This is a genomic window from Achromobacter sp. DH1f, from assembly GCF_000633435.1.
Lineage (GTDB): Bacteria > Pseudomonadota > Gammaproteobacteria > Burkholderiales > Burkholderiaceae_B > Achromobacter > Achromobacter deleyi.
This window is the reverse complement of record NZ_AYMF01000036.1, coordinates 14,603-39,186: the sequence shown is the minus strand read 5'-3', so window position 1 is coordinate 39,186 and position 24,584 is coordinate 14,603. Positions and strand designations below refer to the sequence as shown.

Annotated in this window: 23 protein-coding genes; 5 read left to right on the top strand and 18 right to left on the bottom strand. The window is 66.8% G+C overall.

What is annotated here, in order from left to right; all coding sequences use genetic code 11:
- The first annotated feature begins 6 nt into the window (after nucleotides 1-6).
- Together earP and efp are read left to right on the top strand one after the other, a co-directional pair.
- Entirely contained in the window at nucleotides 7-1,122 is a 1,116-nt protein-coding gene (gene earP / locus U858_RS0128555) for an elongation factor P maturation arginine rhamnosyltransferase EarP (protein WP_025140533.1), read from the top strand.
- Nucleotides 1,123-1,330: 208 nt separating this feature from the next.
- Complete coding sequence (gene efp, locus U858_RS0128550) at nucleotides 1,331-1,891, top strand: elongation factor P (protein ID WP_006220534.1); 561 nt, start codon at nucleotides 1,331-1,333, stop codon at nucleotides 1,889-1,891.
- Between the two features lie 137 nt (nucleotides 1,892-2,028).
- On the opposite strand, the gene U858_RS0128545 is transcribed toward efp, so the two are convergent.
- From U858_RS0128545 to U858_RS0128465, 17 genes are all read right to left on the bottom strand, one after another.
- Complete coding sequence (locus U858_RS0128545; RefSeq protein ID WP_025140532.1) at nucleotides 2,029-2,487, bottom strand: DUF1178 family protein; 459 nt, start codon at nucleotides 2,485-2,487, stop codon at nucleotides 2,029-2,031.
- A gap of 150 nt (nucleotides 2,488-2,637) precedes the next feature.
- Nucleotides 2,638-3,345: a DUF2968 domain-containing protein gene (locus tag U858_RS0128540; RefSeq protein ID WP_025140531.1), complete on the bottom strand. Its 708-nt coding sequence runs from the start codon at nucleotides 3,343-3,345 to the stop codon at nucleotides 2,638-2,640.
- Between the two features lie 175 nt (nucleotides 3,346-3,520).
- Nucleotides 3,521-4,927: a sigma 54-interacting transcriptional regulator gene (locus U858_RS0128535; protein WP_025140530.1), complete on the bottom strand. Its 1,407-nt coding sequence runs from the start codon at nucleotides 4,925-4,927 to the stop codon at nucleotides 3,521-3,523.
- Nucleotides 4,928-4,976: 49 nt separating this feature from the next.
- Nucleotides 4,977-7,088, bottom strand: coding sequence for a pilus assembly protein TadG-related protein (locus U858_RS0128530; RefSeq protein WP_025140529.1), 2,112 nt, complete (start codon nucleotides 7,086-7,088; stop codon nucleotides 4,977-4,979).
- A 26-nt stretch (nucleotides 7,089-7,114) separates the two neighbouring features.
- Nucleotides 7,115-7,570: a DUF3613 domain-containing protein gene (locus tag U858_RS0128525; RefSeq protein ID WP_025140528.1), complete on the bottom strand. Its 456-nt coding sequence runs from the start codon at nucleotides 7,568-7,570 to the stop codon at nucleotides 7,115-7,117.
- Between the two features lie 21 nt (nucleotides 7,571-7,591).
- Nucleotides 7,592-8,491 (bottom strand): tetratricopeptide repeat protein, encoded by a 900-nt coding sequence (locus U858_RS0128520; RefSeq protein WP_025140527.1) that lies wholly within the window; start codon nucleotides 8,489-8,491, stop codon nucleotides 7,592-7,594.
- On the bottom strand, nucleotides 8,491-9,489 hold the full coding sequence (locus tag U858_RS0128515; RefSeq protein WP_025140526.1) for a type II secretion system F family protein: 999 nt from the start codon (nucleotides 9,487-9,489) through the stop codon (nucleotides 8,491-8,493). The genes U858_RS0128520 and U858_RS0128515 overlap by 1 nt, the downstream gene beginning before the upstream one ends.
- An 11-nt stretch (nucleotides 9,490-9,500) precedes the next feature.
- Complete coding sequence (locus U858_RS0128510) at nucleotides 9,501-10,430, bottom strand: type II secretion system F family protein (RefSeq protein ID WP_029954418.1); 930 nt, start codon at nucleotides 10,428-10,430, stop codon at nucleotides 9,501-9,503.
- Nucleotides 10,430-11,791, bottom strand: a complete 1,362-nt coding sequence (locus tag U858_RS0128505) for a CpaF family protein (protein WP_025140524.1) — start codon at nucleotides 11,789-11,791, stop codon at nucleotides 10,430-10,432. Before U858_RS0128505 ends, U858_RS0128510 begins: the two co-directional genes overlap by 1 nt.
- 21 nt (nucleotides 11,792-11,812) lie before the next feature.
- A complete protein-coding gene (locus tag U858_RS0128500) occupies nucleotides 11,813-13,153 on the bottom strand; it encodes a MinD/ParA family protein (protein WP_025140523.1) in 1,341 nt (446 codons plus the stop codon).
- A complete protein-coding gene (locus U858_RS0128495; protein ID WP_025140522.1) occupies nucleotides 13,150-14,532 on the bottom strand; it encodes a type II and III secretion system protein family protein in 1,383 nt (460 codons plus the stop codon). Before U858_RS0128495 ends, U858_RS0128500 begins: the two co-directional genes overlap by 4 nt.
- A gap of 66 nt (nucleotides 14,533-14,598) precedes the next feature.
- Complete coding sequence (gene cpaB, locus U858_RS0128490) at nucleotides 14,599-15,555, bottom strand: Flp pilus assembly protein CpaB (protein WP_025140521.1); 957 nt, start codon at nucleotides 15,553-15,555, stop codon at nucleotides 14,599-14,601.
- On the bottom strand, nucleotides 15,552-16,043 hold the full coding sequence (locus U858_RS0128485; RefSeq protein WP_025140520.1) for a TadE family protein: 492 nt from the start codon (nucleotides 16,041-16,043) through the stop codon (nucleotides 15,552-15,554). The genes cpaB and U858_RS0128485 overlap by 4 nt, the downstream gene beginning before the upstream one ends.
- 1 nt (nucleotide 16,044) lies before the next feature.
- Complete coding sequence (locus U858_RS0128480) at nucleotides 16,045-16,485, bottom strand: TadE/TadG family type IV pilus assembly protein (RefSeq protein ID WP_025140519.1); 441 nt, start codon at nucleotides 16,483-16,485, stop codon at nucleotides 16,045-16,047.
- Nucleotides 16,452-16,973 carry a prepilin peptidase gene (locus U858_RS0128475; RefSeq protein WP_025140518.1) on the bottom strand — a complete coding sequence of 174 codons (522 nt, stop codon included), beginning with the start codon at nucleotides 16,971-16,973 and terminating at the stop codon, nucleotides 16,452-16,454. The genes U858_RS0128480 and U858_RS0128475 overlap by 34 nt, the downstream gene beginning before the upstream one ends.
- A 161-nt stretch (nucleotides 16,974-17,134) precedes the next feature.
- Nucleotides 17,135-17,311 carry a Flp family type IVb pilin gene (locus tag U858_RS0128470; RefSeq protein WP_006390266.1) on the bottom strand — a complete coding sequence of 59 codons (177 nt, stop codon included), beginning with the start codon at nucleotides 17,309-17,311 and terminating at the stop codon, nucleotides 17,135-17,137.
- A 120-nt stretch (nucleotides 17,312-17,431) separates the two neighbouring features.
- On the bottom strand, nucleotides 17,432-18,262 hold the full coding sequence (locus tag U858_RS0128465) for an MHYT domain-containing protein (protein ID WP_025140517.1): 831 nt from the start codon (nucleotides 18,260-18,262) through the stop codon (nucleotides 17,432-17,434).
- A gap of 601 nt (nucleotides 18,263-18,863) precedes the next feature.
- On the opposite strand from U858_RS0128465, the gene U858_RS0128460 reads away from it, so the two are divergent.
- The 3 genes from U858_RS0128460 (at nucleotide 18,864) to U858_RS0128450 (ending at nucleotide 23,111) form a co-directional block, all read left to right on the top strand.
- On the top strand, nucleotides 18,864-20,462 hold the full coding sequence (locus U858_RS0128460; RefSeq protein WP_232786630.1) for a ShlB/FhaC/HecB family hemolysin secretion/activation protein: 1,599 nt from the start codon (nucleotides 18,864-18,866) through the stop codon (nucleotides 20,460-20,462).
- A gap of 357 nt (nucleotides 20,463-20,819) precedes the next feature.
- Entirely contained in the window at nucleotides 20,820-22,544 is a 1,725-nt protein-coding gene (locus U858_RS0128455; RefSeq protein ID WP_025140515.1) for a collagen-like triple helix repeat-containing protein, read from the top strand.
- 27 nt (nucleotides 22,545-22,571) lie between these two features.
- A complete protein-coding gene (locus U858_RS0128450; RefSeq protein WP_025140514.1) occupies nucleotides 22,572-23,111 on the top strand; it encodes a MarR family winged helix-turn-helix transcriptional regulator in 540 nt (179 codons plus the stop codon).
- Between the two features lie 118 nt (nucleotides 23,112-23,229).
- On the opposite strand, the gene U858_RS0128445 is transcribed toward U858_RS0128450, so the two are convergent.
- Nucleotides 23,230-24,387, bottom strand: a complete 1,158-nt coding sequence (locus U858_RS0128445; protein ID WP_029954415.1) for an NAD(P)/FAD-dependent oxidoreductase — start codon at nucleotides 24,385-24,387, stop codon at nucleotides 23,230-23,232.
- Nucleotides 24,388-24,584: the final 197 nt, after the last annotated feature.

Below are 24,584 nucleotides of genomic sequence, written 5' to 3'. Positions count from 1 at the left end.
GCGGCCATGCAAGCGGACATCTTCTGCCGGGTCGTCGACAACTACGGCGACATCGGCGTCTGCTGGCGGCTGGCACGCCGCCTGGCGCACGGCTGCGGCTGGGACGTCCGCCTGTGGGTCGACGACCTGGCCAGCTTTGCCCGCATCCAGCCCGGCATTGCCGCCGACCAGGCGCGCCAGGCCTGCCAGGGCATCGACATCGTGCATTGGTCCGACACGCCCGACCCCACGTTGGCGGCCCGCGACGTGGTGATCGAGGCCTTTGCCTGTGATCCCCCGGCCGGGTTCCTGGACAGCATGCGGCGCACCCATCCGGTCTGGATCAATCTGGAATATCTCAGCGCCGAAGCCTGGGTCGAAAGCTGCCACGGCCTGCCGTCGCAGCGGCCCGACGGCCTGGTGAAGCATTTCTTCTTTCCCGGATTCACGCCCGCCACCGGCGGCCTGCTGCGCGAGCCCGCCCTGTCGGCCGAACGCAACGCTTTTCAAGCCGATCCCGGCGCGCAGGAGGCCTTTCTGCGCAACCTGGGCGTGTCGGACGCGCTGCTGTCGCCACGGCGCACGGGCGCCCGTACGGTGTCCCTGTTTTGCTACCCCAGCGCCCCGCTGGACGGCCTGGTCCAGGCCCTGGCCGACGATCCTGTTCCCACCCTGCTGCTGGCGCCCCAGGGCGTGGCGCCTGGCCTGGAAGCCGCCTGCGCACGAACCGGCGGCCCAGCCGTGGCGCGGTTGCCCTTCGTCGCCCAGCCCGACTACGACCGTGTGCTGTGGTGCGCCGACCTGAATTTCGTGCGCGGAGAAGATTCCTTCGTGCGCGCCGCCTGGGCCGCCCGCCCGCTGGTCTGGCAGATCTACCCCCAGGAAGAAAATATCCACCTGGAAAAGCTCGAGGCCTGGCTGGCGCGCTATCCGGCCCCGGAAACCGCCGCGGCGCTGATCCGCGCCTGGAATCTGCCCGCCAACCCCGGAGCCACGGCCCGCGCCCTGGCCGACGCCCTGGCGCCCGCCGCCTGGCCGGCCTGGACGCAAAGCGCCCGCGACTGGGACCTCGCACAGGCCGCCCAGCCGGATCTGGCGGAAAATCTGGCTGGTTTTTGCGCAGAGTTAGCCAAGAAACGTTAGAATAGAGAGTTTTCTGAGTCGCCCAGGAATTACCGGGCCTCAACTATGTCGCCTCCCGGGGTGTGCATGAAGCCGAGAACGCTGGCCAGGTCAGGCAGCTGTCGCCGTTGACACGTTATCAACGTGATTGACTCGCGGGCCCTGCAAAGGGGCGTTGCGGCTTTTTGCTAGCACGGCGAGTGCACCCATCCCCCCCGGAGTTTTATCGATGAAAACCGCTCAGGAATTGCGAGTCGGCAACGTGGTCATGGTCGGCAAGGATCCCCTCGTGGTCCAGAAGGCCGAATACAACAAGTCCGGCCGTAACGCCGCTGTTGTGAAGCTGAAGTTCAAGAACCTCTTGACCGCCTCGGCCAGCGAATCGGTCTACAAGGCCGACGAAAAGTTCGAAGTCGTCCAACTGGATCGCAAGGAGTGCACGTACTCCTACTTCGGCGACCCGATGTACGTCTTCATGGACGAAGAGTACAACCAGTACGAAATCGAAGCCGAAAGCATGGGCGATGCCCTGAACTACCTGGAAGAAGCGATGCCCGTGGAAGTGGTCTTCTACGACGGCCGCGCCATCTCGGTGGAACTGCCCACGACCATCGTCCGCGAAATCACCTACACCGAACCGGCCGTCCGCGGCGACACGTCGGGCAAGGTGACCAAGCCGGCCAAGATCAACACCGGCTACGAACTGAACGTGCCGCTGTTCTGCGCCATCGGCGACAAGATCGAAATCGACACCCGCACGAACGAATACCGCAGCCGCGTCAACAACTAAGCCGGCAGCAGGTACAAAAAAGCGCCAGCCCTAACGGGTCTGGCGCTTTTTTATGCCCGGCCGCCCGGCCGCCCGAAGGCCGGGCAGCCCCCACGGGGGGCAGCAAGCGCAAAGCGCGCAGCGTGGGGGCCCACCATTTATTGCAGGCGATCGTCGTCCAGGAAATCCGGCACGGCCATCACGTCGATGCCGTCTTCGGCCAGCGCCTCGCGCTCTTCAGGCGTGGCCGTGCCGCGGATCGGGCGCTCATCGACGTCACCCTCGTGCATGCGGCGCGCTTCCTCGGCAAAGCGCGGTCCCACGTTTTCGGTATTGCGCAGCAACGCCCTGACCTGGCGCATGACCACGGCCTGCAAGGCCGACATCTTCTCGGCATCCGACGCCCCGGCCGGCGGCGCCGGCGGCGTGGCGGGCGCGTGCAGGTGCGCCACGTTCAGGCGCGGCGCCGACAGGCGCTTGGTAATGGTGGCCGAGGCACAGACGGGGCACGACACCAGGCCTCGCGCCTGCTGCGCGTCATAGTCTTCGTGCGAACCGAACCAGCCTTCGAAAATGTGGCCGTGCTCGCACTGGAGGTCGAAAACTTTGAGAGCCATGGATGGAATATGGGGGTTGGCAGCCAGAATACAAGAAAGCCCTGGCGCGGGCCTTACGGCCATGCCGCCGACGGGGTTTTGGCCGATTCAAAGAAAAAGCGGGCCCGCGGGCCCGCTTTCGCCTGCGCCAAGGCGCTGACGTGTCCTGGCTTACTTGCCGCGCTTGGGGGCCGCGGTAGATTGGCCGATCTGCGCCTGCTGGGCTTGCAAGGCGTCGATCTGGCGTTGCAGGTCACGCAGTTGCTGGCGCACGTCCTTTTGCTGGTCGGCCAGCGCGGTGGCTTCCTGGCGCGACTGTTCCTGGCGGGCAGCAACCTGCTCTTCCTGCTGCATGCGCAGCGTGCGGTCGGCCTGCAGCGTGCTCAGTTCGGCGTTGCGGCTGGCCAGGAGCTTTTCGGCGTGGGTGTATTCAGCCTGCAGCTTGATGCGCTTGATATCCACTTCCGCCAGGTCGACGGACTGGGCGGCAAAGGCCCGGTACGTGGCTTCGGCCTGCTTGTCGGATTGGGTCTTGAGCACCCGCCAGAAATCCTTCTGCTGGAACAGGGCCACGTAGTAGGTCAGATCGTCCGGTTTGAACAGCAGGCTGGCGCCGTACGTGCCGTTATAGCTCGTACGCAGCTCGGAAACCTGGCGGTTCTGGATCAACCCCTGCAACTCGGCCACCGTGGATGACGGGCGCGCGGCAGGCGCCGGCGCGGGCGGGGTCACCGGCGTGGACGCGGCCTGCTTGTCCTCGACCTGCTGGACCGTGGGCCGCGGGGGTTCGGATTGCGCGCTGGCGCATGCCGCCAGGCCGGACAGGGCCGTACCCAGCAGCGCCATGCGCGCAGCGGCACGGATAAAGTGGACGTTCATGCCTTCCCCAAAAAAATCGTTGCGGAACTATAGCAATTTATTTCGCTTGAAGCAGACGCACTTACATAGCACGCCCAGATAATGTCGTGCGCTAAGGGGGATTCCCTATTGCGCGTTATATGGCCGTCCAGAAAACCGCGTTGAAAATACCGGCATACTGCGCGCCCCATACCCATCAGGACGCTTCGATAATGCCGTCGGCGGTTTCCCCCTGCCCGCCGCCCAAATGCAGTTTGCGCATTTTCTCCCAAAGCACCTTGCGGCTGATGCCCAGGGTATTGGCGGTATCCTGCCGCCGCCAGCCATTCACATCCAGCGCGGCCAGGATGCGGGCGCGTTCGGCGCGCTCGGCGTCGGTGAACACCGGTGGTTCGCACTGGGTATTGGCGCCCGCCCCGCCCAGCGCCCCCGTGGCCCGCAGCGGTTCGGCCAACTGGTCGAAAATGCGTTCGATGCGCGGCTGGTCCCAGGCCTTGAACTGACGCCGCACGATCGCCACGCGCTCGGCGACGTTGGACAGTTCACGCACATTGCCCGCATAGCGCGTGCGCGCCACCCGTTCGATCAGCCAGGGCGGCGGTTCGCCTTCGCAACCCATGCGTTCAAGCAGGCCGCGGAAAATGGCGGCCTTTTCTTCGGGGCCACGCTGCTCCAGGTTGGGAATGCGCAATTCAATGACGGCCAGCCGGTAATACAGGTCGGCGCGGAACTCATCCTGCCCCACCAGCACCCGCAGGTCCTTGTTGGTGGCGGCCACCAGGCGGAAATCGACCGGAATCTCCACCGTCGACCCCAGCCGGGTCACGGCGCTCTGCTCCAGCACCCGCAACAGCTTGACCTGCTGGTATAGCGGCAGGTCGCCGATTTCATCCAGGAACAGCGTGCCGCCGCTGGCCTGCTCGAAGTAACCCTTGTGCGCGCCTACCGCGCCGGTGAAGGCGCCCTTGGCATGGCCGAAGAAATGCGCCTCGAACAGGCCCTCGGGAATGGCGCCGCAATTGACCGCCACGAACGGCCCGTCGGACCAGGCCGCATGGTCGTGCAGCAGCCGTGCGATACGTTCTTTGCCGACGCCGGTCTCGCCATGGATCAGCGCATTGCTGCGGCAGTCGGCGAACATGTCGGCCTCGGCCAGCAGCGCCCGCATCGGCTCGGAAACCGCGATCAGCGGCTGTTCGCGTCGCGGCGCAGACCGGTTGACCTGGTCCAGCGTGCCCAGCAGCTCGAACAGCAGCTTGCGCAGGTCGGTGGTGGTGAACGCCAGCGGCAGCGTGTAGGAATATTCGGGCGGGTAGTAACGCGGATCACGGCCGCGCGCCTCGGCGGCCACCCAGATGACGGGCATGGCCTGCACCGACAGCCAGTCGTAACCGCTGAAACGGTTATCGCCCATGACCGACACCGATACCAGCGCGACGGCGGGCCGGGTCGGATCACGCGGCGGCGGAAACGCCGTGCCGGCATCCGCGCGCACCAGGGACACGTCCATGCCCACCAGGCAGCGCTCGGCGCGGCTGGCGATATCGGACGTGCCCTCCCAGACATACACGTCGAATTCTTCGCGCGAGAATTTCTGGGTCATGGCGAGCACCGGGCCGGCCAGGGCGGGACAGGGTTCAAGGGCTTCATCATCAATACACCAGACGGGGCTTGCCGCAGTCCACGGACAGCAGCGATACATCGGTTTGGCCGACGCTCAGGCCAAGCATGTCAAGCAGTTGCTGCAGCAGGGTCGACAGCATGCCCAGCAGCGGCTGCAGCAACGCCACCACGATCGACAGCACGCCGCCGATCTGGTTGCCGCCGCTGAGCGCCAGCGAGGCCACCGCGTTGACGCGGCATTGGCGGATGGCGTCGGGCACGATCGCCAGCGAGCAGGTCAGGTCGCTCAAGGGCGCCAGCAACAGCGAATTCAGGATGTTGCCCACCAGTTGCAAGGTGCCGCCCAGCACGCCGGTCAGGCCGCCGGTGGACAGGCGCTGGCTCAGCTGATTGAGCGCGGTGGTCGACCACTGCATGTTGTTGACCACTTGCGAGATCGAATTGCCGGGGTTGTTGCCGCCCCCGCCCACCAGGTCGGTGGCCAGGCCAGTACGTTGGTCCGGTGTCAGCGGCGTGCCGGTCCCGACCAGATCGCCCAGGATGCCGCCGATCAGTGCGTCGGCCAGGTTCGAGGCCAGCGCGCCCAGGTTGATGGACGTGGCGTTGACGGTGGCCGTGGAATTGGGCGAAGGCGGTTGGGTCAGCGTGACGGACACCGGCGCCGTCGAATTGAAGATCGGCAGCGTGACCTTGGCGGTCAGCGGCAGGATGCCCAGCACATTCAGGATCTGGTGGCGCTGGATGGCGGCGAACGAGCTGGGTTGGCAGCTGTTGGTGATGGACAGGAAGTTCGCCTGCACGTTGTCGGTGGCCGACGACATGCCGGGGAAGCGGCCCACGCAGATGTTGGCCACCGACGACGTGACATCGATGGTGGCCTGCTGCTGGGTCAAGGGCGCCTGGCACAGCTTGGACACGGTGCCGGTGGATTGCGCCACATCGATGATGACCGGCAGGTCGACCTTGGTACCCAGCGTGTTGGCCAGGAGCGGCCCCAGCAGCGGGATGTTGCTGGTGTTGGCGCGCAAGTACACGCGAATGCCGGCGCTGGTCGCCTGCGTGCCCACGCCGCCCACGCCGATGGTCGGCGGCTCGACGATGCGCACTTGCGACTGCACCCCCAGCAACGGCACGTTCAGGCCCAGGTTGACGAGGTTCTGGCCGTTGGCGATGACCAGCGCGGTCTCCAGCACGTTCAGGGCATTGATGTTGGCCTGCAGGGCCGAGTTGATGTCGCCGCCCACCACGTTCAGGTCCAGGATGCCGCCGTCGCCGAACAGCTTGACCGGCAGGTTCACGGGCATCACGTTCAGCACCACGTTGATAGCATTGCTCAGCAGCCCCAGGCTGGCGCCGGCGGTGTTGCCGGCCTTGTTCATGACCGTCAGCGTGGCCTGCAGCAACTGGCCCAGCGTCAGGTTGTTCAGCGCCGCCAGTTGCGACGGCGTGCCGACGCCGGTCGCCACCGACACCGGCAGGCCCAGCGCTTCCAGCAGGCCGGACGGGGTGATGTTGACGGTAGCCAGGCCCGCCGCGTCCAGGATGTCCAGCTGCGCGGGCGACGCGCCCACGGTGGACAGCAGCTGCGACAGCAGGCCCCCCTTCTGCAAGCGCAACAGACGCGAGCCGACGGTGAAGACCGCCACCGGCTGCGTGCTGGCCGCCACCGACACCACCTGCACTGCCGTGCCGCCGGACGTGCCGCCGGAAAAACTGGGAATCAGGCTGGTCAGGGTCTTGTTGATGGTGATGCGCAGCGCGTTCGGCACCTGTCCGCTGGCCGGATCGAACACATACATACCGGTGGGATCGGCGCGGGTGTTGTCCCACACCTTGCACTCCACCGTCACGTCGCCCGCGGAAAACGTGTCCAGGATATTGGGCACGTTGGCCAGCACGGCCGTCTGGCCGGCCGCCTGTGCCCGCGTGCAATCGGCGGGCGCGCCCATGCCCAGCACCTGCACCGCCGACAGCGCGGCCAGGTCCGAGGCCTTCTGCATTTCCCGCTTCATGTAATAGGCATAGCCCAGCTGGGCAACGCCCAGCAGCACCAGGCCGACGATGACCGCGAATACGATGGCCACCGTCATGCTGCCACGCTGCCGCAGGGGGAACGCAGGACAAGAAGAAGGGGCTGGCATGATCGCGACTCCGGAACGGAAGAACGCTAATTGGTGTTGTTGGTCTGCACGCGCTTGGTGAACCACTCGGGGATCGGCCGGGTGAAGCTGTCCACGTAGCGGTTCCAGGCGGCGGTCGACACCGGGCCCAGCACCGGCAACGCCGCGCCCGCGCGGCGGCCGTCGGCCTGGGCGGCCAGCAGGCCGCGCGTAATGTCGCCGAAAGCCTCCGGCGCCTCGGCGGCTTGCGGGGCGGCCTGGGGGGTGGGCTGGGGCATCGGGGTCTGCACCTGCTGCACCACCGGACGCGACGGCATCTGCGCAGCCGGCGCGGCCGGTGCCGCCGCGGGCGGCGCAGCGGGCACGGGCGTGGCCTGGGCCACGCCGCCGCCGGTCATGCTGCCGGTCAGGGGCGCGTTCGATTGCGCGTGGCCGACCGACGGCGCAAGGGCCGCCAGAATCAGCGCCAGGGAAAACGGAGCGAAAGCAACGGTTCGAGACATGGCTAAGGTTCCTGGAGTCGGTTAACGCATGATGGGCCCGTTGCCCAGTCTGTCCATCAAGGGGCTCATGACCGGCATCACGATGCCTTCGCCACGAGACACCCGGGTCGCCTGCGTATCGGTGCCCGCGGCCGTACCGCCGCCGGCCGGCGCGGCGGCCATCGGCGCGGCCGTCTGGCTGCGGATCTCGGACGCCAGGCGCAACACCTGGCCGCGAGCCTCGTCGCTGAGCTGGGCGCGATCCATCACGTTCTTGGCCCGCACCGGCTCGCCTTCCACCAGCAGCAGCAGGGCCAGGTTAGCCAGCACTTTGCCGCTGTCCGGCGCCAGTTCGGCCGCCTGCCCCAACGGCACGCGGGCGCCGGCCGGATCCCCGGCGCGCAACCGCGCATAGCCCAGGTCGCCCAGGATGCGCGGGTCCATCGGCGACAGCTTGGCGGCGCGCGCGAAATCGTCGGCCGCCTGCTCGAACTGGCCGCGCGACCCGGCGATCAGCCCCAGGCCATGCCAGCCGTCGGCCGCCTGCGCGGTGCCCAGCAATGCGCGGTAAGCCTGTTCGCTGGATGCCGCCTGCCCGGTCTGGCGCAAGGCTTCTGCCCGCATGACCGCCACGCGCGGATCGTTGCCGAACTTCTGCTGGAACGCCTCGATATAGGCCAAAGACGCGAAATAGCGCTCCTGGCGCTGCGACTCGGCGATCATGGACAGCATCATCTCCGGCTCGGCCGGTTTGCGCCGGTTCTCGGCCTCGTCCTCGCGCTGGCGCATCAGGGCCTGTTCCTGCTGCTGTTGCTGGATCAGCTGCCAGGCAGTTTCCGCGTTGTTGCTCTGGCATCCGGCCAGGCCCCCTGCGCCCACGACGACAGCCGCCGCCAGGGTCCAACGCCACGCGCGTCCCGCGCTTTCGATACCGCCTGCCATCACATGCCCCCCATGCGCGACAAGCCGCGCAACACCGCAACAAACCCCGCCCCGCCGGTCACGATCAACAGCGCCGGCAACAAGGTCACGATCATGACCGCCGTCATCTTGACGGTGGTCTTGCCCACTTTCTCCTTCAACTCCAGCCGCCGCTTCTCGCGCAGCCGTTCTCCGAAACGATTCAGCGGTTCCTGCACCGCGCCGCCGTGCTGGTCCACCTGGGCGATCAGGCGGCAGATGGCCGACAGGTCGTCGTTGTCAAAGCCGCCCGCCAGGCGCGCCAGCGATTGCTCGCGGGTGCGCCCGCGCACATACAGTTCGGACGCCAGCCGCAGCTCGTAGGCCAGCACCGGCATCACCTGGTCGAATTCCTTGATCAACACTTGCAGGCTCTGGTCGATCGACAGGCCCACGCCCTGCAACAGCCGCAGCAGGTCGATCAGCAGCGGCAGCTCGTTGGCGGCCTGCTTGCGGCGCCGCGACAGGCGCCGGCGCACGAACCACTTGGGCAGCATGTAGCCGATGGCAAAGCCGAAGAACGCCGCCACGAACAGGCCCAGCGACGAGTCGCTGACCTTGCGCCCCAGGTCCCAGCCCACCGCCGCCGCCGGCAGCAGCAGCGCCAGCGTGAAGCGCGCCACGATGAAACGCAGCCGCGCCGTGGCGGGGTTCTCGTAGCCGGCCATATCCACCAGCTTGCGGTCCTCGCCGGCCAACAGGGCCTCGGCGAAGCGGCCTTCGCTCAGGCGCTTGCCGAACGAATCGGCGGCGCGCGTCGCCGCGGCCAAGCGGCCCTGCCCGCCCTCGGCGGCCACCGCCGCGGCCGTCTTGGCGCGGCCTTCACGCGTGGCCAGCGCCTGCTCCACCACCTGCCGGCTGCGATCTTGCCCGCGCAGGCGCCGCGTCATGCTCAGGCCCAGGATCAGCATGGCGGCGGCCACCAGCATCAGCGCCACGGCCAGCACCGTCGAGACATTCCAGGATTGAAGGGCTTGCATCCGCGCCGTCCTCAAATGGCCTTGGCCATGCGATACAGGATGTACGAGCCGGCCAACTGCAGGCCCACCGCGGTCATCAGCATCTTGAAGCCCAGGGGGTCCACCCACAGCCCCATGAACAGATCGTTGTTGGCCACCATGATGAAGCCGGCGATGCCCAAGGGCAGCAACGCCAGGATCCAGGCCGACAGGCGGATCTCGGCCGAACTGGCCGTGAGTTCCGCGCGCGCCTGGCCGATGTCGCGCATGAAGGCAGCCATGCGTTCCAGCACCTGGTCGCTGCGGCCGCCAAAGCGCAGCGCGACCGACACCACTGCCGCCACCATGTAGAGTTCCTTCATGTCGTACTGGCGCGATACCTGCACCAGCGCCGCGTCCAGCTCCTTGGCCGAACGGCTCAGGGCGGCTGCGGTCTCGACCACTTCGCGCAGCGGCTCATCAGTGGTCGCCGCCGCCGTCTGGAACGCCGACGCCATGCTGTTGCCGATGGTGACCAGGCGCACGATGTTGTCCAGGAAGGCCGGCAGTTGCGACACGCGCCGCCGCTGGCGCCGGTCGGCGCGCAGCCACAGCAGGAAATACGCGAACACCGACAGCAGCACCAACGCCACCACGCCCGACAGCCAGCCCAGGAACAGCCAGGCCAGGAGTGCCCCCACCACGACGGGCAGGATCAGCTTGGCGTAAAAGCCCGGGCTCTGGCGCACGCCGCCTTGCAGCAGCAGCATGTCCCAACGCGAAAAGCCGCTGCGCAAGGCGCGCGCGCCTTGCGCGAACGGCATCTTTCCCGTGACCGGCGCGCCGCGGCTGCGCCGCAGCTGGTCTTCCAGGAACGCGGAACTGGCCGCCCGGCGCGCGCCGCTATTGGCGTGACGCCACAGCAGCACCGCCGCCACCGCGAACAGCAGCGCCAAGCCCCCGATGACGGCCGCTTGCAGCATCAGCGCCTCCTGCTCCAGAAGCCGCCGCCTGCGCCGTCCGGCTCGCCCGGCGAGGGCTCGGCGGGCCGCTGTTCGTTGCGCATCTTCGCCAGCTTGGGCGTATGCGGATGGATGCCCAGCCAATTCCAGCGGTCCTTCTCCTCGCCTTCCGGCGTGGCGAAGGTTTCGTGGCGGTACAGTTCCTGCGTCGAGATCACGCTGTCGCCCATGCCGGTGACTTCGGTGACCGACAACACCCGGCGCTTGCCGTTGGACAGGCGTCCGATCTGCACAATGAAATCCAGCGCGCTGGCGATCTGGCGCCGCAGGCTGTCCTCGCTGCCCTGGAAACCGGCAAAACCGGCCAGCATCTCGATCCGGTACAGGCATTCGCGCGGCGAGTTGGCGTGGATGGTGGCCATCGACCCTTCGTGGCCGGTGTTCATGGCCTGCAGCATGTCCATGACCTCGGCGCCGCGCACTTCGCCCACCACCACGCGGTCCGGCCGCATGCGCAGGCTGTTGCGGATCAGTTCGCGGATGCTGACGGCGCCACTGCCGTCAAAACCGCCCTGGCGCGATTCAAGGCGCACCACGTGCGGGTGGTTCAGCGACAGTTCCGCCGTGTCTTCCACCGTCACCACGCGCTCGGTCTCGGAAATGAAGAACGCCATCGCGTTCAACAGAGAAGTCTTGCCCGAGCTGGTCCCGCCCGACACCAGGATGTTGCAGCGGTTCTTCACCGCTTCGTGCAACAGGCGATAGATCTCTTCGTCGAAGGTGCCCAGCGTCAGGAGGTCGGCCGGCTTGAGCGGGTCCTGGCGGAATTTGCGGATCGAGACCATCGGTCCGTCCACGGCCAGCGGCTCGATCACCACGTTCAGGCGGCCGCCGTCGGGCAGCCGCGCATCGACCATGGGGCTGGATTCATCCAGCCGGCGGCCGATGGGCGCCAGAATGCGCCGCACGATGCGCAGCACGTGCTGGTTGTCGGTAAAGCGCAGCGTCTCGCGCGCCAGCACGCCGCGGCGCGAGACGAATACGTTGTCGTAGCCGTTGATCAGGATGTCTTCGACGGCCGGATCGGCCAGCAGGTCTTCCAGCGGCCCCAGGCCGGCCAGTTCCTTGGTCAGGGCCTCGGCGATCTGCCGCATCTCCCCTTCGTTGATCGGCACCCGGCGCAGGCGCACGAAGCTGGCCACCTCGATATCCACGAACTCCTGGATGGCCGAGCGCGCCCATCTGCCGAACTCCGCCCCCAGCTCTTCAATACGGGAAAGCAGGTGCTCGTAGGCCGCCGTCTTCACTTCCTGGAAGCGGTTGGACGACGCAAAACCCTTGTCGCCCTCGCCGCCGAATTCTATGGTCGCTGTCATGATCATGTCGGATTCCGCCGCCGTCCGTTATTCGACCACCATGCGGCGGTGCACGCCGGGCAGCCATGTGGCCAGCCAGCTTGCCCGGCCGCCCGGTGTGTTTTCTTCCGCGCTCAGCTTCTCGGCCAGCGCCTGGACCGCGCGGACGTAGACGTCGCGCTCGGCTTCCTCGTGCAGCAGATGGCCCTGGTTGGTGCACACCATCAGCGCCAGCGTGCGGTCCGGCAGCGTGCCGACCAGTTCCAGCTGGAAGCGTTCGGCGATCTGCTGGGCCGTCATGCCGTAGCGTTCGTCGTAGCGGTTCACGATCAGGCCCAGGCTGCGACGATCGACGTGCAGTTGCTCCAGTTCCTGCAAGAGACCGGCCAGCGACACCAGCGCGCCCACGCTCTGGTCGGTGACGATCCAGTTCTGTTGCGAGGCGCGCGCCAGGCCCGCGACGAATTCAGGGTTGGTAAATCCGCCGGAGTCCGCCACCACCACGCCGAAATGCTGGCGCATGCGTTCGAACACCAGCAGCGAGTCGGACTGCGATACGTCGCGCATCTGGCCCAGGTCACGCGGCAGGGCCAGCACGCTCAGGCCGCTGGCGGTATGCGCCATGGCCGAACTGAGCAAGGTGGAATCCAGGCGGCGCAGGTTGCGCGCGGCCTCGGCAAAGTCGAAATCGCTGCCGATGTTCAGGTACAGCTGGCAGTCGCCCACCGGCCAACCCAGGTCCATCAGGGCGACGCGGCTGCTCAGGGGCAGGTTGCTGCCGCTATCGGCGGCCGGCTTGGCGGCCTTGGCGCCGGACGCCGTCGCCCGCACGCCGTGCATGTGCTTCAGGCGGTCCTGCACCATGCCGGCCAGATGCACAGCCAGCGTGCTGGTGCCCACCCCCGGACGCGCGCCCAGCAGCAGCACGCTGCGCCGCGAGCCATCCATCCGGACGCCGCCTGCCGGCACGTCCAGCAGGCGCTGCACCACATCCTTGACCTCTTGCGGGGCCACGGTGGGATCGACGAAATCGCTGACGCCGGCACGCAAGGCCGCGATGGCGCCCTCGGGCTGGCTCAGCAGCCCTACGGCCACGCGCGGTATCGTCGGCGCGATGCGCGCCAGCAGGCGCGCCAATTCGGCCGACTTGAACAGCTTGCCCGGCTCGTCCTCGCTCAACGTGAAATCCAGGAACACCACCTGGGGCTCGATCTCGGTCAGGCGGCGGCCCAGTTCTTCGACGCCGGGCACTTCCTGGGTCAACATGCCCATGTCGCCCAGCGCCTGTCCGAGCTGTGCGGCCACGCCGTCGCCCTTGGAACAAAACAGAAACCGGTTGCCGTTTTGCAAGCCAACCCACTCCCTGGCATGTGTCTTCATATTGCTCACCGTGAAAAGCCCGGCATTTGCTGCCCGCCCATGGGACCCATCAGGTAGTAGCCCCAAGCATTGAACGCAGTGTCGGTCGCTTCCTGCTTGGCCCCGGGCAGCGGCAATGTCACGCCGCGTGCAATGGGCCGCACCAGTCGCGGCGTCACCACGATGACCAGCTCGGTATCCTCCTGGGTGTAGTCCAGACTGCGGAAGAACGACCCGATGATGGGCAGGTCGCCCAGCATCGGCACTTTATTGACCAGCGCCTTGGTCTGGCGCGACACCAGGCCGCTGACCACGAAGCTTTCGCCATCGCCCAGTTCGACCGTGGTGTCGGCGCGGCGGGTGCGCAGCGCCGGGATCAGCGTGGTCGAATTGGTGCCGTTCGATACCGCGATGGCGTTGCTGTAGTCCAGCTCGCTGGCCTCGGGCGCCACCTTCAGCGCGATCCGGTCGCGCGACAGCACGGTCGGCGTCACCGTCAGGCCGATACCGAACGGCTTGAACGTCACCGTGGTCGTGCCCAGGCCGCCCGCCTCGGGAATCGGCAGCTCGCCGCCCGCCAGGAAGCTGGCGCTTTGCCCGGTCAGGGCCACCAGCGTGGGTTCGGCCAGCACGCGCGCCATGCCGTTGTTCTGCAACAGACGCAGGCGCGCGCTGAAATCGTTGGAATCGTAGAACAAGGAAAAGCCCGACGACAGCGCCGCAGTCTTGCTGAAGCCCAGCGGCGCCGTGAATCCGTCAGGCGTGATCGAGTTGGTTCCCCCCCAAGGACCACTGCGGCCGGCAAAACTGATGCCCGCCTGCTTCATGACCGAACGCGACACCTCGACCACCTTGACTTCCACCTGCACCACCCCGCCTGTGCCCGCGGTGGACACGTCGACCACGTTCTTGTCGCCGACGGCGGCGCCCGCGGCGGCCACTGAGGCCTGGTGCGACTGCGGCGACTCGGCCTGGCCGGACACCACGGCGCGGTCGCCCGCCACGTCGATATTGGCGCCGCCGGCCACCCCACGCCCGGCCAGTACCTGCTGAACCGTGCCGGCCACCCGCACCGTCCAGAGCTGCGGCGCGGCATTGGCGCCCGTCCAGATCTGCAGCGTGGTAGTGCCCGCCTTCTTGCCGTACAACAGCACCGACGCCTGGCGCTTGCCCGAGGCGGACAGCACCTTCACGTCGGCCACATCGGGATCGCCGATGGCGATGCGCGCGGGCGCACCATCCAGCATGAGCGTCTGCTGGCCTTTGACGGCCACCGCGATATCGCGGGCGGGCGCATTCAGGCTGGACGCGGTGGGCAAGGCGTTCTGCGCCAGGCTCATCGCGCCGTAGGTCATCGCCGCTGCGGCCGACAGGACGCAGATCAAAGGGGTGCGCTGGGTTCTCTTCATTGTGCGGGATCAAGTTGACAGGTCGGGTCCAGCCACGGGCGGCATCTGGCCACGCGCAGCCGCGTTTCAATAGCGCACGCGCTCGGATTTGTCTCCTCGCAGTATCTCGACGGAACGGCCGCCGCCCCCGCCGCCGGAGGCACGGGCCGGCGCGGGTTTCGCGGCGGGCGACGTGCCTTCCAGCTGCGCCAGGCTTTCGCCGGCATAGGCGCGGTTCGGACCGGTTTGCAGCAGTGCGCGCTGTTCGGGTGTCAGGTCGGTGCGCACAGGCAACACGGCGCTGCGCTGCGCGAACAGTTGCGTGTCGGGCACGGCATCGTCGCCCACCGGCCGCAGGGCCAGTTGCAGGCGGCCGGTGCGGCTGGCCAGCATCAGCTCGCTGACCTGTTCGACCGGCACGGCCAGCACGGCGGTCTTGGCCGGTTGCCCGGGCGGACCGGGCAGCGATGATTTTTCTTCAGGACCGTCCACCGACGCCGCGCCGTAGGCCAGCACGCGGACCTGCGATTGCAGCAGCCGGGCCTGGCCGCCCTGGATCTCGACGCCCTTCTCCAGCATGAAGAACACGTCCACCAGGTCGCCCGGCGCAATGCGGTTGCCCCCGCCCACGACTTCGTCCACCGCGATCGCCACCGCGCGTTCGCCCGGCTTGAGCTGGCGGCCCAGGCCCTGCGCCAGCATGCTGGGCAGCACCGGATCGCCGGCCGCGATGTCGATGCGCGCATAGGCGCCTTCCAGCGGCGTGGGCGAGCTGTAGCTGCCCGACAATGCCACCTGCCATTCATCCACCTTGAGCATCTTGGCGCCGTCGATGCGCGTGCCGGCCGGAATCGGCGTCGACGCGACCACCACCGGATAGCGCTTGGCCGGCGGCTCGGACGGCGCGGGCGTCGTCGCTGCCACCGGGCCCGCGGACGCCGGGGCAGGCGCCGGCGGCTCGGACGCCAGGCGCCACGCCACGAACGCCAGCACCAGGCCCGCCGCCAGCAACACGCCCGCAATGATTTTGCTCAGACTGCTCATGGTGTCCCTTGGGAGATTTGCACGATGGCTTTGGACGACAGCCGGGTCGGAATCCAGTTCTTGTCCGTCCCGGGCAACATGGCGATGAAGGCCTGGAAGGTCGACAGCACCGGCCAGGCCTGCACGTTGAATGTCATGGCGACCGTGGCGCATTGCGCCGTCTGGCCGCCCGAACCGCTCCAGGTGCAAGGCGCGCTGGTGGTGGCGCACGCGACCGTCGAGCCGGTGCCGAACACGCTCATGGCCGCCGTGCAGGCGGAACCCGGCACGTCCGCCTGGCCCGCAAAGCGCGCATAAACGGCTGCCCGCGCGCCTTCGGAGGCCGCCGACGCCAACTGCTGCTGCATCCAGAACAGCACGCCGTAACCCACGACGGCGCAGACGAACATCAGCAGCATCGTCACCATCAGCGAGAACTCAAGCGTGGCGATGCCGCGTTGGCCGGCCTTGCGGTTGCGCGGGGGGTCCAGGTCGGCGCGCGCAGCCATGTCAGTTGCTCCCGTCCAGCGAATTGCCCAGGTGGACCGTGGCGCGCGCGGTCAGCACACTGGTGGGCGGCATCAAGGCCTGCGCCAGGAAGGGAAAATTCGGAATCAGGGGATTGGCGCCGTAGGGATAGCTGACCGTCACTTCGATCTGGTCGGCCGTCAAAGGCAGGCCGCTGCACGTGCCGCCAGCGGTGCTGCTGAGCGTGCCGGTCGCGCCGCACACGGCCACCGCGACGGCCGCCGAGGACATGGTCGTGATCCAGCCCGAGCGATCCAATGCGATATCGCGCCCGGCGTTGGCGCGCACGGTCAGCGAGGTGGCGCCCGGCTGCCACTGCAGCACCTTGCGTGCGCCATCCTGGGCGGCAAGGGTCACGGAATGCTGCGCGGTAAAGACCAGGGCGTAGGTCAGGATCGCGTAGAACACCAGGAAAAACACCACGAATACCAGTCCGAATTCAAGGGAATAAACACCACGCTGAGCGCGGCGGCGCCCAGGTAGGTTCCGTACGGAATCTGGCGAGCCCGAAGCGGCAATGCCCAGCTTCGGGAAACAAACAGGTAGAGCAAGGCGTGCAGCCCGGCTAGCAGGCTGGCGAACACCAGAGTCAGCACCAGCGGCGCAAAGCCCGCCAGCAGCCCCAGCACGGCGATCGCCTTGACGTCGCCCGCGCCCATCAGGCGTCGGGTCCAGAGCGGAAAGAACGGCAATGCCAGTGCGAAGCCCGCCAGCGCCATGGGCCAGCCGGCCCAGCGTGGCGGATAAGCCCATGCCGGCGCGAGCCAGGCGGCCAGCAGCCACAGCGCCTGCCCCGCGAATCCCGCGACGATGAGCGTGTTGGGTACGCGGCGATAGCGCAGATCGGTGTAGATCAACACCAGATTCCAGCATGCGAACAACAGCCACCACAGCACTTCCCCTGGATACAAGGCAGGACCTTCTGACGGTTTCGGTTTGGACTACCGGGTGTCCGCCCGGTGGGACACCGTCTCCTTCAACATCTGCTCCGTGCCGAGCGGGGCGGCAGGCCCGGCCGACCGGGGCTGCCTGGCGGGAGCCAGGCGCGCCGAGGCGGCCGGGGCCTTCGGTCTCACTTGGACGCGTTGGCGAGCTTGGCCTGCAGCGACGTGAACAGGCCGCTTAGCGCGCCCGTGAATGTCGCCAAAGCCGCCACCAGCGCCACCGCGATGGTGCCCGCGATCAGCCCATATTCCAGGGCGGTAATGCCTTCTTCGTCGTTCCAGAACTGCGCAAGTTTCGCTTTCATGTCGAGCTCCTGAGTCTCGCTGGATAATTGAGCCTCGCCGCAAAGGCGGCGCTGGCCCCCTAAACCCGGTACAACCGGCGCGCTGGCGTGTTCCTCACCCGCGCGTCTTCCGGGGTACTGCTAACCCGGTCCCAGCGTGGAACCTGGGGTTCTGCCCGGCTCCACGACGGGAGCCGATTCAATGATCGAATCAATGCGTTGCGCCAGGCGCGCACGGAAACGGCGCGAGGCGCGCTGCAAATGCCAGCGCATCACCAGCAGCATGACGGCCGACAGCGCGAAGGCGATATACGGCAGCATCAATCCACCGATCTGCATGCTGGACGAATCCCGCGGGGTGATGCAGACGACCGTGCCGGCCGCCACCCCCGTGTAATGCATGCCGCACACCGCAACCGCCATCAAAACGGCCGCTCCGGCGCGCTGAAACTCATTCTGCGTATTGAAAGCCAGCCACAATGCGGCTGACGCGGCAATAACCGCTATCAATACCGATAAAACAACCATCGGCAGGTTCCACATAAATACGGCCGGCATGCGCATGGCGCTGATGCCTACATAATGCATGGCCGCCACGCCCAGGCCTGCGGCCAGGCCGCCCACCAGGCAACGCATAAATGTGAAGCGGTCACGGCCCACATACCAGAAAGCCCAACCGGAAAAACCGGCGGCAACCAGGAAACTGACCGCGGTCAATCCGAGCTGGTAACCCACTTCGAACGGCAAGTTCTGTGCCTGCATGCCGATGAAATGCATGCTCCAGATACCCACGCCACCCATGGCCAACGCACCGATGATGATGTAACCGATGCGGATTTCGCCGTCCTGCATTTCGGCGCGGATGCCGACGGCGGCGAGCAGGGCCACGTACGAGCCGAGCACTGCGATCAGGAACGACAGCGCGACCAGTCCGCCATGGAAAGAGAGCGGAACGATATCGCCCGGGTTCATGCGCGGCCCCTGGAAATCAAGCGGCCGACGCCGTTTGTGGCCGAGCTTTGTTCGACGTTTGTCTTGCGGTCATCCTGGTCCATCTGCGGACTCCCGATAGCCTGTAAACCCGATGTGTTTTGAAACGTTTATATAGTCTTATCTATTAACAATTAATACACATCAGGGTTTATACCAGTATTCGCAACAGTGCGACAGCTTACTTGTAACGAATACTCGGAAATTCGTAGAGGTCATTTTTTCGCATACCGGAAAACCCTGAATTTTCGGATTCCGGAATTGCCCTCTATTTCACTATGTTGTTATATCCACGTTTCCGGCCAGTCACAATGAAATAATTTGTCATTGCCCCCTTGCGCTGGCAACATACCGCCTGAGCGGCGCGCTGTCGTCGTTTATTTATATAGCGTCCCCGTATATTCAAGTGTTATTCAGGTAATTATCGAATGCTGTTTTAACGGCGCCTGCGGCAAATGAGAGACAACAAGGCATGAGACGTACGCTTCCCGCAAGTCCGCTTTACTTCGCCCTTATCTGCACGCTCGCCGCAACAGGCACGGCGCACGCCGACGGTCCGTTGCGGGGCAACCCCGTCGATTCCATGCCGCAGATCGAGCGCCCGCCCGGCGCCACGCAGCCCCCACCCGTCGTCCAGACCGCCACGCCCGAGCAATTGGCGCTGCAGGCGCGGCTGGCCCAGCGCATCGTGCCCCGGCACTTCGACGTGACGGGCGTGCACGCGATACCGTTCGAAGAGGTCTCCGCCCTGCTCGAACCCCTGTCCGGCAAGGAAATCAGCCTGGGCGAGCTGGTGCAGCAGGTGGACAAGATCACCCAGCTTTACCGCGACCGCGGCTATCCGCTGTCGTTCGCGCTGGTGCAGAACCAGACCTTCGCCAACGGCCTGGTGGTGGTGACGGTGGTGGAAGGCTATATCGGCACGGTGCGCATCGAAGGCGATATCGGCAATGCGCAGGACCGCCTGGAATCGCTGGCCGAGCCGCTGAAAGCCGATAAACCCCTGAAGCAGGCGACGCTTGAGCGGGTGCTGAACCTGATGCGCACGGTGCCGGGCGTGAAATTCACCCCGGCGCTGGACCTGCCGCGACGCGCCGACGGCGCCACGGAGCTGCTGCTGACGGCCACGCGCCAGCCGGTCAGCCTGACCGGCGGCGTGGCGGACCTGGGCACCGGCATGCAGCCGCTGGTCAATGCCGCCACCAACAGCCTTACGCCGCTGGGCGAACAGGTCAAGCTGACGGCATCCATCCCGTTCAACACCGACGACGTGAAGTACGTGTCGGGCGAGATCCGCGTGCCCATCGGCAACGACGGCCTGGCGATCAAGGTCGACGGCTATCACTACGACGCCAAGCCCAAGGACGATGCCATCGAATACCTGGGCTTCCAGCGCCGGGTCAAGAACGACCGCATCGGCATCGGCGTGAGCTACCCCTTCCTGCTGAACAATACGCGTTCGCTGACCGGCACGTTGGGGGTCTATGCCGCCAATTCCAAGGACCGCTACGACGCGAAGGAATCCGACCGCTGGCTGCAGCAGGACGCGCAGGTGCGCGCCGCCAACCTGGAGATGCGCTATATCCAGGTGTCCGAGGCCGCCACCTCCGATGTGACGCTGGCCGTGGCCAAGGGCTTCAATGCGGCCGGCGCCAAGAAAGAGATCAACACCAACTACGGCTACTCGGCCGTGCCGATCCTGGACCTGGACTTCACCCGCTACAACCTGAATGCCAAGCAGACCTTCGCCCTGCCGGCACAGTTCGGCCTGACGCTCTCGGGCGCGGCGCAGTACTCGAGCAATATATTGCCGTCGTCGGAACAGGTGTCGTTCGGCAGTTGGCGCTTTGCGATGGGTTATCCGCAGGGCGAGCAAAGCGGCGACAAGGGCGTGGGTGTTTCGGCCGAAGTGAATCGCCGGTTCGGCATCGGCTGGGAATACCTTTCGAATGTGCAGCCATACGCGCTGATCGACTTTGCCCGCACCTATTACAACAACAAGGGCTTGCAGCAACTGAATCAGCGGCACCTGTCATCGGTGGCGCTGGGCCTGCGCTTCACCGACGACAAGTACTACCTGTTTGATTTCAACGTGGCCAAGCCGATCGGTTCGGCGACGGTGAACAACGACCGCGACATACGTTTCAACGCCAACTATTCGCTGTATTACGACGCGTTCTGATCTGACCGTGGCCATCGCGTGATTGCCCCCTCAAAACCCCAGCGCCCGTTCCGACGGGCGCTTTTTTTTGCCTGTTCCACACACCGCGTTACGTAACGTGGGCCGTAACGTAACGGGCAATTAACGGCCAGACGTAACATTCGCAGGCTCCGCGTGATCGTAAAAATGGGGGATTCCCAATATTGGTATAAACCCTCTAAATCAAACATAAGTCATTGATTCAATTGAATTTTTAAAATCCTAAAAACCCGCTGAAAGCAAACTGGCACGGCATTCGAAAAATATTGGCACGGTTTATGCATGTAGAGACGTATCGGGCAGTTTCGACGCCTGACACTTCCCCCACAGGAGCTCGCCATGAATGCCAAGATTGAAACGCAGCGCGTACAACGTATTCTGACTTCCACCGTTCTGGCGGCCGCTCTGATGAGCTCGCTGGCTGCCTGCGGCGGCGGAGGCGGTGGCCACAAGAGCGGTCCTTCCGCGGGTTTGCCGGGCACCGATATTCCGACCAACCCGGGTGGCCCGAGCAATCCGGGCAACCCTGGCGGTCCGAATAACCCCGGCGGTCCGAGCGATCCGAATCCCCCGGTCAATCCGGTCACCACCGGCCTGCTGCAAACCACGCTGGGTAATACCGGCAAGGCCGTCGACAATACCCTGCCGCTGAATCTGGGCACGACCCTGGGTGGCGTCGGCAAGGCGCTGGACCCCACCGTCAAACCGGTTGTCGATACGGTTGTCGGCCTGACCCAGCAAGTGGGCGCCACGACCGGCCTGGGCCAGCCCGTTGACGGCACGGTCAAGCAAGTCGGCGGCCTCGTTGAAGGCCTGGGCACCACCGTCAAGGGCACCGGCCTGCCCGGCGGCCTGAGCGCCGGTGTCGGCGGCCTGGTCGAAGGCCTGGGCAAGACGGTCGCCAGCACCGGCGGCCTGCTCAATGCCGACCCGAAGAATCCGCAACCCCTGACCACCATCCTCGGCAACGCCACCAACGCGGTCGGCGCCCTGACGTCGGGCCTGTCCGGCAATGGCGGCCTGCTCAATCCCGTGACCCAACTGGTGGGCGGCGTGACGGGCGGCGTGCTTAACGGCCCGTCCAAGCCCTTGCTGGAACCGGCGCTGGGCAATGTCGGCAAGACGGTCGACAACGTCCTGCCGCTGGGCCTGCAGCCGATGCTGGGCGGCATCGGCGCAGCGCTGGACCCGACGGCCAGCCCCGTGGCGGGCACCGTGGTCGGCCTGACGCAGCAAGTCGGCGCCACCACCAAGCTGGGCGCACCGGTGGCCGGCATCCTCAACAGCCTGGGCGGCACGGTCAGCAATCTGGGCAACCAACTGCCTGGCGGCAATGTGGCGGGCCTGAATGGCGTGCTGCAAGGCCTGGGCGGCGCGGTCAGCAGCGCGGGCGGCCTGCTCAATGCCACCCCGGGCAACCCCAACCCGCTCGGCGCCACCTTGGCCAACGCCACCGGCGCCGTCGCCTCCCTGACCAGCGGCCTGGGCCTGGGCGGCGCCACGGGCGGCAATAACGGCGGCCTGCTCAGCCCGATCACCGGCATCCTGGGCGGTGTGACCGGCGGCACCACGGGCGCCAATGGCGGCCTGCTGGCGCCGGTGACCGGCCTGCTTGCCGGCGTGACCGGCAGCGTGGGCGGCGCCACGGGCGGCACCGGGGCCAACGGCGGCCTCCTGGGCGGCCTGCTCGGCGGCGTGACCGGTGGGACCGGTGGCGCCACGGGCGGCGCCAACGGCGGTTTGCTGGGTGGCCTGCTTGGCGGCGTGACGGGTACGGCTGGCGGCGCGACGGGCGGTACGGCGGGTGCCAACGGCGGCCTGCTCGGCGGCTTGCTCGGCGGGGTGACGGGCGGTGCGACGGTCAACGCAGGCGCGGGAGCCGCGGGTGCGGGTGCCGGGGCAAGTGCCGGTGCCGGCGCCGCGGGCACGGCCAACAACGGCGGCCTGTTGGGTGGATTGCTGGGCGGGGTGACGGCAGCGCTTGGCGGCACCACTACCACCAACGGCACCAACAACGGCGGATTGCTGGGCGGCCTGCTCGGCGGCGCGTCGGGCAAGAAGTAATCCACCGGATCCGTGAGGGAGCGAACCATGCTGCAACAAGAAACCATCGTTCACCACGAGCATGTGACCGTGATGCCTGAATCTCGCAACAACGATCTGCGGCCCGGAATGCTTGACGATATCGCCCTGATGCTGGGTCGGCAGTTCGCCGTGTACAACGCGGCGTGCCAGTCGGCCCTGGCGGAGAAACTGGGTATCCCCCTGGCGGATCTGAAAGCGCTGGAACTGGTGATGGAGTTCGATGCCCTGCCCACGGGCCAGCTGGCCCAGCTGATGGGCATCAGCTCCGGCGGCGCCACCGCCTTGATCAATCGCCTGGAAGCCGCCGGGTACGTGCAGCGGGGCCGCCACCCGCTGGACCGCCGGATGATCGTGATCCGGCCGGTCGAGGAAGCGTGCCAGCAACTGGCCCAGGAACGCCAGTGGGTGGCTGAAGCGGTAGTGCTGATGGCGCGCCGCTACGACGCCGCCGAGCTGGAAGTGGTGCATGCTTTCCTGGCGCAATGTGTCCGCGCCCTGCGGCACGACACCCTGGTGTGGCTGGAAACACGCAGCGCACACGAGTGACATCCGGCCGCGCAGGCGGCCCACGCACCGCGCCCCGATCCGCAAGGACCGGGGCGCGGTTTTCTTTGGGTTGCCCGACCGTCGGGCCTTCGTTCCAGGTCGGTGGCGGTGGGCGGATTCAATGCCGGGCGAACAATGCCACCACGCTGGCTGGCGCGTGCGCGCCGAAAAAGTGTTCGTGGTTGCGAGCGGTCTGCGTAGCGGCTAACGCGCTGCGGGGAAACAGGGCCTGTTCGTACGCGGCCAGGCCCGCCTCGATGTCGGCAGGATGCGCGCACAGCGCATGGGCCAGTTCGGCGCCGTCGTACAGGGCCAGGTTGGCGCCTTCTCCTGCAAACGGAGACATCAGGTGCGCCGCATCGCCGACCAGGGTCGCGCCGGGCACACGATCCCAACGATGCGCGAGCGGCAAGGCATGCAGCGGCCTGACGATGAGGTCGGCGTCGCCTTCGGTCACCAGCGCGTGCAATGCGGGAGCCCAGCCGTCGAATTCCTGCGCGATCCGCGCCAGGGCAGACGGCCGGCAGGTGAAGTCGATCGCGCTGAACCAGGCCTGCGGCCGGTTCAACGCCACATAGGCTTGCAGGGTACCGTTCGCGTAGCGATGGCCCAGGATGCCTTGGCCGGGCTCGACGGCCATCAGGGTGCCGCGGCCGATCAGTTGTGCACTGGCGGGATGGCGGCGGTCCCCATCGACCAAACGTGTTTCGATGAAGGTCGTGCCGACGTACGTCGGCATGGCCGCCGACAGCAGCGGCCGGATGCGTGACCAGGCGCCGTCGGCGCCCACCACGAGATCGGCGGTGAACGATGCACCCTGGGCAAATGCCAGGCGGTGCCGGCCATCGCCCAAAGCGTCGGCGTGGGCAAGTTTGTGACCCCATTGGATCGTGCCGTCAGGCAAGGATGCGACCAGCAAGCGGCGCAACGCGCCCCGGTCGATTTCGGGCCGGGCGGGTTGGGTCTGGCCAGGGCGATCGAACAGGATGCGGCCATGGCGGTCGACGACCCGCTTGGCGTCCTCGCCGGGCAGCGCCAGGGCCAGGAAGGCCTCGAGCAGGCCGGCGGCCTTGAGGGCGATCTGGCCGTTATGCGCATGGATGTCCAGCAAGCCGCCCTGGCTGCGCGCGTCGGGCGAGGCATCGGCTTCGAACACGGTGGCGGCGATGCCGTGCCGGTGGAGGACGCGTGCGAGCGTCAGGCCGCCCAGGCCGGCGCCGACAATGGCGATACGGGCATGGGACAGGGAGTTTGCTGCGGGGATGGCGAGGTTCATGGCGCGTTCCGGTAGTACGGGCAAGGCGCGTTGTGGGCGCTGCTGCTCGTGACGGTCCGACGGGATGTCGGGGGATCGCTGGCCAACCTGACGCAAATGCGGGGTGACGTGTGCGCGACGTTCCGGGCGGCGCGGGGCCGGCGGTATCGGAAGGTCGTTTTTCGCGGGGTTCGAAACGACAGTATTGCACGAAACCG

Bases quoted from the DNA above. Each gene is read 5' to 3' on its own strand.
- earP (WP_025140533.1), top strand. From the start codon at position 7: ATGCAAGCGGACATCTTCTGCCGGGTCGTCGACAACTACGGCGACATC.
- efp (WP_006220534.1), top strand. From the start codon at position 1,331: ATGAAAACCGCTCAGGAATTGCGAGTCGGCAACGTGGTCATGGTCGGC.
- U858_RS0128545 (WP_025140532.1), bottom strand. From the start codon at position 2,487: ATGGCTCTCAAAGTTTTCGACCTCCAGTGCGAGCACGGCCACATTTTC.
- U858_RS0128540 (WP_025140531.1), bottom strand. From the start codon at position 3,345: ATGAACGTCCACTTTATCCGTGCCGCTGCGCGCATGGCGCTGCTGGGT.
- U858_RS0128535 (WP_025140530.1), bottom strand. From the start codon at position 4,927: ATGACCCAGAAATTCTCGCGCGAAGAATTCGACGTGTATGTCTGGGAG.
- U858_RS0128530 (WP_025140529.1), bottom strand. From the start codon at position 7,088: ATGCCAGCCCCTTCTTCTTGTCCTGCGTTCCCCCTGCGGCAGCGTGGC.
- U858_RS0128525 (WP_025140528.1), bottom strand. From the start codon at position 7,570: ATGTCTCGAACCGTTGCTTTCGCTCCGTTTTCCCTGGCGCTGATTCTG.
- U858_RS0128520 (WP_025140527.1), bottom strand. From the start codon at position 8,491: ATGGCAGGCGGTATCGAAAGCGCGGGACGCGCGTGGCGTTGGACCCTG.
- U858_RS0128515 (WP_025140526.1), bottom strand. From the start codon at position 9,489: ATGCAAGCCCTTCAATCCTGGAATGTCTCGACGGTGCTGGCCGTGGCG.
- U858_RS0128510 (WP_029954418.1), bottom strand. From the start codon at position 10,430: ATGCTGCAAGCGGCCGTCATCGGGGGCTTGGCGCTGCTGTTCGCGGTG.
- U858_RS0128505 (WP_025140524.1), bottom strand. From the start codon at position 11,791: ATGATCATGACAGCGACCATAGAATTCGGCGGCGAGGGCGACAAGGGT.
- U858_RS0128495 (WP_025140522.1), bottom strand. From the start codon at position 14,532: ATGAAGAGAACCCAGCGCACCCCTTTGATCTGCGTCCTGTCGGCCGCA.
- cpaB (WP_025140521.1), bottom strand. From the start codon at position 15,555: ATGAGCAGTCTGAGCAAAATCATTGCGGGCGTGTTGCTGGCGGCGGGC.
- U858_RS0128485 (WP_025140520.1), bottom strand. From the start codon at position 16,043: ATGGCTGCGCGCGCCGACCTGGACCCCCCGCGCAACCGCAAGGCCGGC.
- U858_RS0128470 (WP_006390266.1), bottom strand. From the start codon at position 17,311: ATGAAAGCGAAACTTGCGCAGTTCTGGAACGACGAAGAAGGCATTACC.
- U858_RS0128465 (WP_025140517.1), bottom strand. From the start codon at position 18,262: ATGAACCCGGGCGATATCGTTCCGCTCTCTTTCCATGGCGGACTGGTC.
- U858_RS0128460 (WP_232786630.1), top strand. From the start codon at position 18,864: ATGCCGCAGATCGAGCGCCCGCCCGGCGCCACGCAGCCCCCACCCGTC.
- U858_RS0128455 (WP_025140515.1), top strand. From the start codon at position 20,820: ATGAATGCCAAGATTGAAACGCAGCGCGTACAACGTATTCTGACTTCC.
- U858_RS0128450 (WP_025140514.1), top strand. From the start codon at position 22,572: ATGCTGCAACAAGAAACCATCGTTCACCACGAGCATGTGACCGTGATG.
- U858_RS0128445 (WP_029954415.1), bottom strand. From the start codon at position 24,387: ATGAACCTCGCCATCCCCGCAGCAAACTCCCTGTCCCATGCCCGTATC.